This is a genomic window from Gordonia rhizosphera NBRC 16068 (assembly GCF_000298195.1).
In the GTDB taxonomy this organism is placed as follows: Bacteria; Actinomycetota; Actinomycetes; order Mycobacteriales; family Mycobacteriaceae; genus Gordonia; species Gordonia rhizosphera.
The window spans coordinates 1-12,537 of record NZ_BAHC01000074.1; the positions used below are offsets into that span (position 1 = coordinate 1).

The following is a 12,537-nucleotide window of genomic DNA, read 5'->3' on the forward strand; positions in this document are numbered from 1 at the left end:
CCGCATGTGCGGTTCGGCAATGCCCAGCGCGGTTACGTTCTCAACCGCGTGGGGACCGACCGTTGGGAGGCCGAGTTCCGGGTCGCCGACTCGATCGGCTCCCCGTCCGACACGCTGCACCGACGGGCACTCGTCACCATCCCCGACCGACGGCCCGAGATCAACGTCGTGTGACGGCGCCGATCCTCTGCGTACCCCTCCCGTCGACCGTGCGCACTCCCGCGTCGACCGTGCGCACTCCCGCGTCGACCGGCAGGCCCACGCCCCGAGTGCGCACGCTCGACGGTGCCGCGCGCACGCTCGACGGGTGCGGCGTGCACGCTCAACGGTGCGGTGCGCACGCTCGACGGTGCGGTGGGCACGCTCGACGAGTGGATCAGCTGCGCGCGAGCGTCGCGAGCACCGACGCGCTGACCTCCCAGCCCATGCACTTGTCGGTCACCGACTGCCCGTAGGTCAGCGGCCGGGCGTCGGGCGACTGCGCACCCGCCTCGATGAAGCTCTCCAGCATCACGCCGCTGATCTGCGACGGGCGTCCGGCCTCCCGCGTCGAACGGATGTCGGCGGCGATTTCGGCGGCCACCTCGGACTGCCGGACATGATCCTTGCCGGAGTTCGCGTGTGAGCAGTCGATCATGACCCGCGCCGGCAGCGATGCCTTGGCCAGCGCAGCGACGGCTGCGTCGACCGATGCGGCGTCGTGGTTCGGTCCGGTGGTACCACCACGCAGGATGACGTGGCAGTCCTCGTTGCCGGCGGTCTCCACGACGGCGCCGTGGCCGAAGTCGTCGACGCCGAAGAAGACGTGCTGTGCGGCCGCGGCCTTGACACCGTCGACGGCGACCTGCACGTTGCCGTCGGTGCCGTTCTTGAACCCGATCGGCATGGACAGGCCCGACGCCAACTGGCGGTGCACCTGGGACTCGGTGGTCCGGGCCCCGATCGCACCCCACGCGACCGCGTCGGCGATGTACTGGGGGCTGGTCGGCTCGAGGAACTCGCAACCGACCGGCAGACCCAGATCGATGATGTCGAGCAGGAGCGAACGCGCGGTCCGCAGGCCCCGCTCGACGTCGAAGGTCCCGTCCATCCCCGGATCGTTGATCAGCCCCTTCCACCCGACGGTGGTGCGCGGCTTCTCGAAGTAGACCCGCATGACGATCTTCAGCCGGTCGGCGTATTCGACGGCCAGCGGTGCCAGGCGTCGTGCGTAGTCGAGGGCGGCGATCGGGTCGTGGACCGAGCACGGCCCGACGACGACGAGCAGACGATCGTCACGGCCGGCCAGAATGTCGGCGATCTGATCGCGGTCGGACTGCACCGCGAGCGCGCGACGCTGGGTCAACGGCAGCTCGTTGCGAATCGTGTCCGGCGACGGGATCGCGCGGAAGGACTTGATCCGACGGTCCGAGGTGGATTCGGCGGTCAGATCGGGGATGGTGGTCACGTCGTGCCTTTCGGGGTTCGGCCCTGTCGTCTCGGTGGGCGGCCCCGGATGCTCGGGTGAGATCCCGGAGGCCCTTGAAATGACAAGAGCAGCGACCTTCTGGTCACTGCTCGGGCTCCGGGTGTTTGGTGCGCGCGGCTGGTCAGCGCTTCATCGTGGCCCCACCCGGAGCCTCGATAAAGCGCCAATAGACGCGTGCGGTGGTCATCACGGCAGTCAGGCTAACACGCCGCCCAGTGAGCACCAATTCCCTGCGGTCACGGGTGGCCCCGGTCGATCAGCTCGCTGAGCACGATGATCGATTCGGTCTTGTCCACCGGACCGGCCTGCCGGATCCGTTCCAGGGCCTGTTCGAGGTGGCGCACGTCGCGGGCCATGAGCCGCAGGATGGCGTCGGCCTGACCGGTGACCGTCGCCGCGCTGACCACTTCGGGGATCGATTCCCAGGCGGCCTTGAGGTCCTCGGGTGAGATGTTGCCGCGGCAGTAGACCTCGACGTAGGCCTCGGTGGTCCACTGCATCGCGTGCGGATCGATCACCGTGGTGAATCCCCTGATCACCCCGTCGTCGAGCAGCCGATCCACGCGGCGTTTCACCGCCGGTGCAGACAAACCCACCTCGTCCCCGATCTGCGCGTAGGTCGCCCGGGCGTCGCGGGCCAGGCAGGCGAGCACCTTCTGATCGAGATCATCGAGGTGACGCAACGAATGAGCACCTTCCTTATTCGGTGCGACGATTCATTACACAAATGAGCAACAGACGTCGATTGATTGCAATTTGCGCCGAGAATACCCTCGATCTATGACGATGACGAGCCCCTCGGCCGTGTCGACCTCGGCACGCACACCACGTCCGCGGTCCTACGCGATGACCCCGCCGGTCCACTTCACCGTCGACTACGTGATCAATCCATGGATGGACCCGACCGTGCCGGTCGACACCGACCGCGCTCTCACCCAGTGGCTCGCCCTCCGCGAGGTCTTCGAATCGCTCGGCCACACCGTGCACGTCGTCGACCCCCAGCCGGGACTGCCCGACATGGTCTACGCCGCCAACGGTGGACTCAGCGTGGGCGGCACGACCATCGCCGCCCGCTTCGCGTACCCGGAGCGCGAACCCGAGGGCGACCACTACGCGGAGTGGTTGCACACCTCGGGATTCGGCCCCGTGCACCGCACCGACGGCATCCAGGAGGGCGAGGGCGACTTCCTCGTCGTGGGCGATGTCATCCTTGCCGGAACCGGCTTCCGCACCCATCGCGACACGCACGCCGAGGTCGCGACCCTCACCGGGCTCCCGGTCATCACGCTCGAGCTCGTCGATCCGCGCTACTACCATCTCGACACCGCACTCGGCGTTCTCGACGACACGAACATCGCCTACTACCCGCCCGCCTTCGGCCCGGCATCGCGCGCGCTGCTCGCCGACCTGTTCCCGAACGCCATCATCGCGAGCGACGAGGACGCCGCGGTGCTCGGCCTGAACCTGGTTTCCGATGGCCGGCACATCGTGATGACCGATGCCGCCCCGCACCTGACGAACGAGCTGCGCGCGGCGGGGTACGAAACGGTGTGTGTCGACCTCTCCGAACTGCTCAAGGGTGGCGGTGGCATCAAGTGCTGCACACTAGAATTGCGTCTGTCGAACGGTGACCCCATCGGCGTGGCCACCGGGATGGAGGCCGGATTCATGGGAGGCACCACTACCACCGACGATGCCGCGCAGCCCACTGCCGAACCGCATGTCGCACACAACTATTCGCCGCTGCCGGTCACCGCGGCGACGGCTGAGGGCGCCTGGATCACCGACGGCGACGGCCGACGCTACCTCGACTGCCTCGGCGCGTACTCCGCGGTCAACTTCGGCCACCGGCATCCGCGCATCGTCGCGGCCGCCCACGAACAGCTCAACCGAGTGACCCTGACCAGCCGGGCGTTCCGGTCCGACCGGCTCGAGCCGTTCTGCGCGGCGCTGTCGGCGTTGTGCGCTAAGGACATGGTGCTGCCGATGAACACCGGCGCCGAGGCGGTCGAGTCGGCGATCAAGGTGGCCCGCAAATGGGGCTACGACGTGAAGGGCGTGCCGGACGGGCAGGCCAAGGTCATCGTCGCGGGCGGAAATTTCCACGGCCGCACGATCAGCATCGTCAGTTTCAGCGACGACCCGGACGCCCGCACCGGATTCGGGCCGTTCACACCCGGTTTCGTCCGGGTCCCCTACGGCGACGTCGGGGCGATGGCCGAGGCGATGGACGCCGATACCGTCGCGGTCCTCGTCGAACCCATTCAGGGTGAGTCCGGGATCATCGTGCCGCCCGACGACTACCTGCCGGGTGTACGCACGCTCTGCACCGAACGCAACGTGCTGATGATCGCCGACGAGATCCAGTCGGGGCTCGGCCGCACCGGCAAGACCTTCGCGGTCCAGCACTGGGATGTCGAACCCGACGTATACACACTCGGCAAAGCCCTGGGCGGCGGCATCCTGCCGGTGTCCGCGGTCGTCGCGAACCACGACATCCTCGGCGTCCTCCACCCGGGTCAGCACGGGTCGACGTTCGGCGGTAATCCGCTGGCCGCCGCCGTCGGGCACACCGTGGTGGACATGCTCGCCGACGGCACCTGGCAGGCCCGGGCCGCCGAGGCGGGCGAACGAATGCACGCCCGACTGCGTGATCTCGTCGGACACGGTGTGCTCGCGGTACGCGGCCTCGGCCTGTGGGCCGGCATCGACGTCGACCCGGCCCTCGGTACCGGCAAGGACGTCTGCCTGCGGCTCGCCGATCTCGGGGTCCTGGCGAAGGACACCCACGGGTCGACGCTTCGCCTCGCGCCGCCCCTGGTGATCACCGACGACGAGATCGATTGGGCCGTGGAGAGGTTGGCCGAGGCGTTACGCTCGTGAGTTGTGACCGCTGACGAGACCTCGACCACGCCCTCGGAGCACAAGCGCACCAGCCGTGTGCTGCTCATCCGCCACGGACAGACCGAGTGGTCGCTGACCGATCGCCACACCGGGCGCACCGACATCGCCCTCACGCCCCGCGGCGAACAGGACGCCCGCGCGCTGGTCGGGATCGCCGAACGACTCGGCCTCGTCGAGCCCTACGTCTTCGCCTCTCCCCGACGACGCGCCCAACGGACCGCGGAACTCGCCGGCCTCGACGTCGACGAGGTCGACCCGGCCTTCGCGGAGTGGGACTACGGCGACTACGAGGGTCTCACGCGCGCCCAGATCCATGCCGATCACGATCCGCAGTGGGCCGTGTGGACCTCGGGTGCCCCGCACGGCGAGTCGGTGGAGCAGATGACCTCACGGGTCGATTCGGCGGTCGATCGCGTCGAGCGCCGGCTTGCGACGTCCGACGTGATCGTGGTGTCGCACGGACACTTCTCACGCTCGTTCGTCTGCCGCTTCCTGGGCTGGCCGATCCATCAGGGCGCCGACATCGACCTCCGTCCCGCCGGTGCGGCGTTGCTCATCGTCCTCGGCACCGATCGGCGGCTGTCCACGCTGGTCGGCCCCGAGGGTGCAGCGGCGACCCACGCATCCATCTGAGCTGAGAGCGACGGGTTCGAGTCGACCCCGGCGCGCCCGCCGGACCGAGATCCGGCGGACACACGGAGTGCGCCGCTGTTCACACTATGGAGTTTTCAAGGAACGTGCGTCCGGGGAGTTCCCGGGTGGTCTGGGCTGGTCGGGTCAGGTCGTGGTGCTGGTCCGACGTTCTCGGTCAGGCCGTGCTGCCGGTCGGTTCTTCTGGGTCGTGCTCGGGGTCAGGCTTTGGGCCAGGGCCTCAGGTCAGGCGGCGACGCCGTCGAGGCGCATGGTTCGGCGGTTATAGGCCGGTATCGGGGTGCGGGCCGGGTCCTGTTCCACCGGTGGGAGCAGCCAGGGATGCCGGTCGGCGCCCATGATGATGTCCCAGCCCGAGGCGTGGATCTGGGCGTGACACGAGGTGCACAACAGGCAGCCGTTGTCCAGGTCGGTGGGACCCCCATCAGCCCAATGGTGCAGATGATGAAACTGCGTATATCCTGCTGCCGCACCGCATTTCACACAACACTGGTCACGGACGATCAACGCCCTGCGTTGATGATGAGTGAACAGGCGCTGCGGGTGTCCCATGTCCAACGGCACCTTCTCGCCGTCGACGATGATCGCGGTCACCGTCGCGTCACAGGACAGCGTTTTCGCCAGGGTCTGCGAGATCGGCCCCAGCCACTGCAACGCCGCCGCATCCGGGGTATCGGCCGGAACGGTCAGATTCAACTGCGTTTTCGGGGCCGCCACCAGATCGGTCACCCCCGACTCGGCGGCGCGGGCGGCGGCATCCAGGATCATCTCCAACGCATCCGCGCGGCGCTGCCCGGCGCTGCGGGCATCCTCGGACCCGTCGGGTTCAGGGCGTTTCTGCGACAGGGATTCGATCGCCGACACCAGTTTCTCCCCGATCACGATGTCCAGGTTCGCCTGCACCTCCAACCGGCCGTCGTCGGTGGGCTTGGTCGACCACTCGTTGATCGTCCGGTCCTCACCGGCCGGCACACCACCCTGCTCGTCGGCGATCTGGTTGCCGATGCTGCGGGCGGTGTCGAGCACCTCGCGCGGGGTGGCCCCGGCAAACGCCTGGGCGATCAACGCCAGCTGGTGTTCGATGCGTGAGACCTCGCTCAACGGTTCCGGGGCGCGTTTCTCGATATGGCCCATGCCGCGGACCAGGGCGTCGATGTGTTCCCCGGAGAAGACCCCATCGCCGGAATACGCCGCGATCAGTTCCAGGGTGGTCAACGCGGCCGCAATCCGCAGCCACCGGTCCGCCACCGTGGGTGCGGCACCCATCTCGATCAACAGGGCACGCGTCTTGCCACCGGTCTGACGGGCCACGCCCAACCGGTCCAGGGCGCCGGCGTGTACGGCGAGTTGGTGGTCGACCACGTTCCGCAGGCCCATCAGGAGCTTGGTGGTGTCGAACACCTCACGGCCGGTGGCGTCGGAGGTGATGGTCAGGTCACGGACGGTGGGGAGCAGGGTATCGATCGGCATGCCCCCATGGTAGTCGAACACCTGTGCGAATTACGACGCTTTGGTGGGTTATCCACAGGCCAGAATGAAACCCGTAACACCTTGTCCCTCATAGGATCTTGTCTGCGAAGACCAAACCCCGAAGGCGAAGGCATTGCGTGTGGTCAGGATACTGCGGAAGGCCCCGCGAATCGATCGCGTTCGGGTGGGCGACGCCGAGCTCACCGCCGATGGTCACGGCCGCTGATGCCGGTCCGGGTCGAGGCACACGCGCGGGGCCCGGACCCGATGCCCCACTGCAATCCCCTGCGCGGCGGCGACGACCGCGCTGACCGGGAGCGGCGACAGCTACGCCGGGCCGAGCGGCTCGGTCGACGATGGTGCCGACGAACCGGTCTTCAGTTCCACGAACAGCGCGTGACTCGGCGTGTCCCCGACGTTCTCGCCCCGGTGACGTTGAGCATCAAGCCACCGCACCGCGAATGGCTCCAGCTCGACCTCGGCTTGCCGGTCATCCACGGTGAGCCGGCGCCGGAAGTGCGCGAGCGGGATCGTCGACAGGATCTCTGCCGGGGCCCGAGGTGCCCTACGAGTCGAGCGGTCGAGTCCGCCAGAAGCGCCGAACCCGAGAAGCCCTGGTCGCAGCGCTCCACGAGCTGATGAAGAGCACCGCCGCTCCATCCACAGACGAGGTGGCGCGTGCGGCGGGGATCTCCCGCGCCACCGCGTATCGGTACTTCCCCGACCAGGATGCGTTGATCCGGGCCGCCTATCCGGAGATCGCCGACAGGCCCCACTTCTCCGACGACGACGGGCCGTCCGCCGTGACCGATCGCGTGCGCGTCGTCGTCGATCTTCAGCTCGACATCGAGAAATGGGAACCGCAGCTGCGCGCGGCACTGGGATCGACGCTGCGGTCCGGTGCCGGCCCGGCGCCGCTGCGTGGCGGACGGGCCATCGGATGGTTCGAGGACGCGCTGACGGTCCTCACCCCGGCATGGCCAGCGGAGCGCGTTCGTCAGACCGCGATCCGGCTTCGAGCCGTGGTCGGTATCGAGGCCTGGATCTGGCTCATCGACATCGCCTCCGTACCGCCCACAGATGCCCGATCGATCATGCGCGACAACGCCGGCGCGGTGCTCCGATCGGCCCTCGACGAGATCGGTTGAGTGGACAGGACGACTCCGTCAGGACGAGTCGCCGGACCCCGGAGTCACCGGTGCATCCTCCTCCAGGAGCAGCGCCATTTCCATGATGTCCCACAGCTCACCGTTGCGACGCCGATAGTGCCGCCGCCGCAAGCCCTCCGGGACGAATCCGCAGGAGGTGTAGAGCTCGATCGCCGCAGTGTTGTGCGGCCACACCTCCAGGATCACCTTGTGCGCTCCGCGCCCCCGCGCCCAGTCGATGACCGCACCCACCAGCGCGGCGCCGATCCCCTGCCGACGACATTCGGGCGCGACGAACATCCCGAAGGTCACGACGCCGGGCACACCGGGAAACATGCTGATCGCGCCGACGATCCGGTCCGAGCGATCGACCGCGACCACCGTACGCGAATCCCCATCGGCCATCAGCTGCGTGAACTGCTCGGCAGACCGGGCGACGTCGAGCGGCGGTTCGGCACCGAGGAAGCGACCCTCGTCCACGACCCGGGCACGTAACTCGCTGAACGGCAAGGCATCCGAAACAACGGCCCGGCGCAACCGAAACACTCGGTCACCATCCCCGGACATCTCCGCCGGGGTCATGTCGCCGTATCCGCAGCCAGGAACGCGTCGAGCGCCTCGGCCGTGGTGACCGGCAGCCCGCAGACGCTGCCCCGGCACACGTAGGCCGCGTCGACGCCGTCGACAGGTCCGCGGTCTTCCAGGGATGGCAGCGAATCCCGTTCTCCGGCAATCACCATCGCCCCGCCGGGCGCCACCGCACGAGCATGCGCGGCCAGTTCGCCGGAACTGCCCGGGACCTGCGAAACCGCGATGAGCAACGGGCCCGACAGCCAGGCCTGCGCCACCGACAGCCACTGACCGGCCGAGCGCGGTAGCTTCGCGAGGAGCACCGCCGAACGTGTGAGGGTTTGCTCGAGCACCTCGGCGTAGCGCGTGGCAGGGCCGAACGGCGCCACCGCCGAGGCGATGAGCAGCGCCTCGGTCATCAGCGAGGCACCCGCCGGTGTCGCGCCGTCGATCGGGTCACGCGGCCGGGCGATCAGTCCGTCGCCGACCGCGTCGAACCAGGTGCCCGGCGCCTCGGGATCGGCGAACACCTCGACGGCCGAGTCGAGCAACGCCAATCCCTCATCGCGCCAGGAGGTTTCGCCAGTGACCTGATGCAGGGTCAGCAGCGCGGTGACGAGTGCGGCGTGATCCTCGAGGGCCGCCATCGGAGCGCCGACGGTGCCGCCCAACGACGACCGGCGCAGCCGACCGTCGACGATGTGATGATCCACCAGCGAGCGCGCGCACGACGCACCGAGGTCGATCCACTCCGGACGCCCCAGCCCGGCTCCCGCCTCGGCGAGCGCGGTCACCGCCAGGGCGTTCCACCCGGTGACCACCTTGTCGTCGCGGGCCGGTTGCGGACGCGACGCCCGCGCCGACAGCAGTCGTACGGCCACCGATGTGAACCGCACGGGGTCGTCGGGGTCTCGCCTCAGCTGCAGCGTGGAGCGCCCATGTTCGAAGGTGCCGGTGGCCGTCACACCGAAAAGCTCTGCCGCCCAGAGCCCGTCGTCGTCGCCGAGGACCTCGCGCAATTCCGACGGCGACCACACATATGTCGATCCCTCGACACCGTCGGCATCGGCATCCAACGACGACGCGAACCCGCCGGCCACCCGCAGATCACGGTCGAGGAACCGCACGGTCTCCTCGGTGATCCGGAGTGCGAGGCGATCGCCGGTCCGACGCGCGAGGTGGCCGTACACCCGGAGCAGCTGGGCGTTGTCGTAGAGCATCTTCTCGAAATGCGGTATCACCCAGTCGTTGTCGACCGCATATCGTGCGAACCCGCCGGCCAGTTGATCGTAGATTCCGCCGCGGGCCATTGCGGTGCAGGTGCGGCCGACGGCATCGAGGGCGCGCGTGTCACCGGTGGACTCCCAGGATCGCAGGAGACCTTCGAGCAACGCCGACGGCGGGAACTTCGGGGCCCCACCGAACCCTCCGGCGACGCGATCCTCGTCGTGCAGCGCGGACGCCACGGCGTGGGCCAGCAGTTCGTCGTCGACGGTGACCTCGGTGCTCGGCAGCGCCGCGGTGTGGTCCGTGAGGTGTTCGCGGACCTGCGCCCCCATGGCGTCGACCTCGTCGCGACGTTGTGTCCAGGCCTCGGCGACCGCCAGCATGATCTGGGTCAGCGACGGCATCCCGCCGCGCGGCGAGGACGGGAAATAGGTCCCGCAGTAGAACGGTTCGCCGGACGGGGTCAGAAAGCACGTCATCGGCCAGCCGCCCTGACCGGTCATCGCGACGGTCGCGTTCATATAGATCGCGTCGATGTCGGGACGTTCCTCGCGATCGACCTTGACGCAGACGAACTCCCGGTTCATTACCGCGGCGGTCGCCGCGTCCTCGAACGACTCGTGGGCCATGACATGGCACCAGTGACACGCTGCGTATCCGACGGAGAGGAGGACTGGTGTATCACGACGCCTGGCCTCCTCGAAGGCTTCAGGTCCCCACTCCCACCAATCCACCGGATTTGAGGCGTGTTGGAGCAGATAGGGGCTGGTCGCGTTGGCTAGCCGGTTGGCCATTCCTGTGACTCCTGACGAGTGGCACGTTTATCACTCATCGTCCAGTGATACACGTTAGTGATACGTATTCGAGCCGCGTCGGCGATCCGATCTTTCGGGATCCGCTCTACCCAGCCTAGGAGGGGCGGCACATGGCGACTCGCAAGCGGTCGACGCTCCTCATGCAGGGAAAGGAGCGACGGCTCGGGGCCGGCCAGAAACCCTGGCGGGTGCGCCGCTCATCCGCTCGCAGCGGCTGGCCTCCCGGCCGCTCATCGGCAAGCCGAAGGCGGTCTGAGACCCATGGACGACCCCCGCCACGTCTTCCTCGGCGGGGGCGAGCTGATGGCTCGCGACGGCTGGGGCAAGACCAGGGCTACCAGCTCAATGACCGAGAGCTGGTGCCGCCGCTGGCTTGACCCATCAGGGGCGCAAGGCGGCGACGGACTCGACGAGGCCGTCACGTTCGAGCATTGCCAGGACATCAGAGAACGTTGCCGGAGGATTCCCTCGGGAGTCCGCGATCCGCTGCACCGCCCGTAGATCGCATCGCGGCTCAGGTCGATCTGATCCAGGATGAAGTCGTCGGCCGACTTCGCCTCCATGGCCCATCCCTCCAGCACGATGGATGCGAAGTCCTTCAGATTGTGAGTCACGATCTTGAGCCCGTGCTTTGATCGCAGCCGCGAGCACGTGGCGGTCGTCGGGGTCCGGCAGGTCGAGGGCGTCGACGAGGGACTCGTAGCCCGTCACAAGGCAGTCACGGACCGCCCCGTTCATGAGCTCACGTGTGCGTGCGAACTTCAGCGGATCGAGGTCGGGACGGTTGGCAGCGAGGTTGCGGAAGACCTCATCAAGGATCTGATCGGTCCACTTCGCCTGGACCAGTCCCACCTGGGCGACGCGGATCGGCAGGTCTCAGAGCGTGCTCGGGTGGAGCACGTTGGCGTCGTAGAGGACAACAAACGACACCTCAGAGCAGGCCCATCTCTTGGTTGAGCCGGGTCAGCTCGTCGGCGGCCTCGCGGCGCTCCTGGTCGTCGCGTGCCATGTAGGCCATCAGTGACTGCGCCTTGATCCGCCGGTGCTTACCAACCTTCCGGTATTCGATCTCGCCTCCATCGAGCAGGCCGATGAGGAACGGCCGGCTGACGTTGAGCAGTTCCGCCGCCTGCTGGGTGGTCAGCTCGGCGTGAGCGGGCACGACCGACACCCCGTGTCCCGCAGCCATGTGCGCGAGCACCCGGGCGAGGAGTTCCACGGCACCACGCGGAACAGCGAGCGTCTCCTGAGGGTCGTCGGCGACGGCGAGCCGGATGACGGTGTCGGCGTGCGCGGCCAGGTAGCGCTTGATGTGAGGCAGCGCCTCGACAGCGGTGCTGATATCGGCCTCGTCCGACTGGACGGGCGTGAGTGCCAACGCGGTCATGATGTCCCCTTTCTCAGACGCCATATTCGCAGTATTCGAAGCAAACGCAATAGACCAACGGCTCCCTTCAGGACCCTCGCCGACCAGGCAAGATCTGAGCGCGGTCGGCCGTTGGGTCGGCTTCAGTGGCCCGACCGGCAGGATGGACATCGTGAGCGATCTGCAGGCCGAGCTCGAGGACTTGAAGCGCGAGAACGCGCGGCTGCGCAAGCTCCTCAAGCTGACCGATGCAGAAGCCGGCCCTGCTCGTGGCACCCAGACCGCGTGGTTCGACAAGGCACCGGGTCCGGTGGACGCGCGGTCGTCCCCTCAGACCAAGGTCGAGTTCTACGCCGCACTCTTCGGCGCAAGACGTGACGTCTACGCCGTGCGCTGGGAGAACGCCCGCACGGGCAAGTCCGGGTGGATGCCTGCCGTCGAGGGCGGCTGGCGCAAGGATCGACCAGCCTCCGACATACGACACTTACCGCTGACGCCCGAGGTGCTCGCCGCGCATCTGACCGGCGATGTCCACATCGGTCTCTATCCGATGCTTCCCGGTGACCAGACCTGCTGGCTCGCTGCCGACTTTGACGGACATGCCGCCATGCTCGACGCGCTCGCCTACCTCAAGGCCGCACGAGCCGCAGGCGCATCCGCCGCCCTCGAGGTGTCCCGGTCCGGGATCGGCGCACACGTCTGGATCTTCTTCACCGGCCCCGTACCCGCAGCCACGGCGCGCCAGCTCGGGACCGCTTTGGTCCGCGAGGCGATCGCGATCCGGGGCCGCATGGACCTGCGCTGCTACGACCGGCTCTTCCCCTCGCAAGACGTGCTGCCTGGGCGAGGACCCGGCAACCTCATCGCTGCCCCGCTCCAGGGTAAGTCACGGAAGCTCGGCACCACGCTGTTTCTCGA

At 68.0% G+C, this 12,537-nt stretch carries 11 protein-coding genes and 1 pseudogene; 5 read left to right on the plus strand and 7 right to left on the minus strand.

Annotated elements, in window-relative coordinates; translation table 11 throughout:
* Positions 1-174 (plus strand): annotated as a pseudogene (locus GORHZ_RS31560) (alkaline phosphatase D family protein); the annotation flags it as partial.
* 202 nt (positions 175-376) lie between these two features.
* Here GORHZ_RS31560 and GORHZ_RS09065 read toward each other — a convergent pair.
* Both GORHZ_RS09065 and GORHZ_RS09070 read right to left on the minus strand, forming a co-directional pair.
* Positions 377-1,447 (minus strand): 3-deoxy-7-phosphoheptulonate synthase, encoded by a 1,071-nt coding sequence (locus GORHZ_RS09065; RefSeq protein ID WP_006332297.1) that lies wholly within the window; start codon positions 1,445-1,447, stop codon positions 377-379.
* Positions 1,448-1,704: 257 nt separating this feature from the next.
* Complete coding sequence (locus GORHZ_RS09070; protein WP_006332298.1) at positions 1,705-2,151, minus strand: Lrp/AsnC family transcriptional regulator; 447 nt, start codon at positions 2,149-2,151, stop codon at positions 1,705-1,707.
* Between the two features lie 97 nt (positions 2,152-2,248).
* On the opposite strand from GORHZ_RS09070, the gene rocD reads away from it, so the two are divergent.
* Together rocD and GORHZ_RS09080 are read left to right on the plus strand one after the other, a co-directional pair.
* Complete coding sequence (gene rocD / locus GORHZ_RS31945) at positions 2,249-4,351, plus strand: ornithine--oxo-acid transaminase (RefSeq protein WP_083877234.1); 2,103 nt, start codon at positions 2,249-2,251, stop codon at positions 4,349-4,351.
* 3 nt (positions 4,352-4,354) lie between these two features.
* Positions 4,355-5,005, plus strand: a complete 651-nt coding sequence (locus tag GORHZ_RS09080; RefSeq protein WP_006332300.1) for a histidine phosphatase family protein — start codon at positions 4,355-4,357, stop codon at positions 5,003-5,005.
* A gap of 243 nt (positions 5,006-5,248) precedes the next feature.
* Here the strand turns inward: GORHZ_RS09080 and GORHZ_RS09085 are convergent, their stop codons facing one another.
* Entirely contained in the window at positions 5,249-6,493 is a 1,245-nt protein-coding gene (locus tag GORHZ_RS09085) for an HNH endonuclease signature motif containing protein (protein WP_051998815.1), read from the minus strand.
* A gap of 638 nt (positions 6,494-7,131) precedes the next feature.
* Here GORHZ_RS09085 and GORHZ_RS09095 point away from each other — a divergent pair.
* Positions 7,132-7,641: a helix-turn-helix domain-containing protein gene (locus GORHZ_RS09095; RefSeq protein WP_157205120.1), complete on the plus strand. Its 510-nt coding sequence runs from the start codon at positions 7,132-7,134 to the stop codon at positions 7,639-7,641.
* Between the two features lie 18 nt (positions 7,642-7,659).
* On the opposite strand, the gene GORHZ_RS29475 is transcribed toward GORHZ_RS09095, so the two are convergent.
* The 4 genes from GORHZ_RS29475 to GORHZ_RS09115 all read right to left on the minus strand — a co-directional run bounded on the left by GORHZ_RS29475 (position 7,660) and on the right by GORHZ_RS09115 (position 11,664).
* Positions 7,660-8,223 (minus strand): GNAT family N-acetyltransferase, encoded by a 564-nt coding sequence (locus GORHZ_RS29475; protein WP_006332303.1) that lies wholly within the window; start codon positions 8,221-8,223, stop codon positions 7,660-7,662.
* Positions 8,220-10,232 carry a thioredoxin domain-containing protein gene (locus tag GORHZ_RS09105; RefSeq protein ID WP_006332304.1) on the minus strand — a complete coding sequence of 671 codons (2,013 nt, stop codon included), beginning with the start codon at positions 10,230-10,232 and terminating at the stop codon, positions 8,220-8,222. Before GORHZ_RS09105 ends, GORHZ_RS29475 begins: the two co-directional genes overlap by 4 nt.
* Before the next feature lie 402 nt (positions 10,233-10,634).
* Positions 10,635-10,991, minus strand: a complete 357-nt coding sequence (locus tag GORHZ_RS32380) for a VapC50 family PIN domain-containing toxin (RefSeq protein ID WP_505677439.1) — start codon at positions 10,989-10,991, stop codon at positions 10,635-10,637.
* Positions 10,992-11,184: 193 nt separating this feature from the next.
* Positions 11,185-11,664 carry a helix-turn-helix domain-containing protein gene (locus tag GORHZ_RS09115; protein WP_006332306.1) on the minus strand — a complete coding sequence of 160 codons (480 nt, stop codon included), beginning with the start codon at positions 11,662-11,664 and terminating at the stop codon, positions 11,185-11,187.
* 127 nt (positions 11,665-11,791) lie between these two features.
* Between GORHZ_RS09115 and GORHZ_RS09120 the strand changes: the two genes are divergently transcribed.
* The coding region (locus tag GORHZ_RS09120; protein ID WP_006332307.1) for a TOTE conflict system archaeo-eukaryotic primase domain-containing protein at positions 11,792-12,537 on the plus strand (746 nt) is incomplete at its 3' end.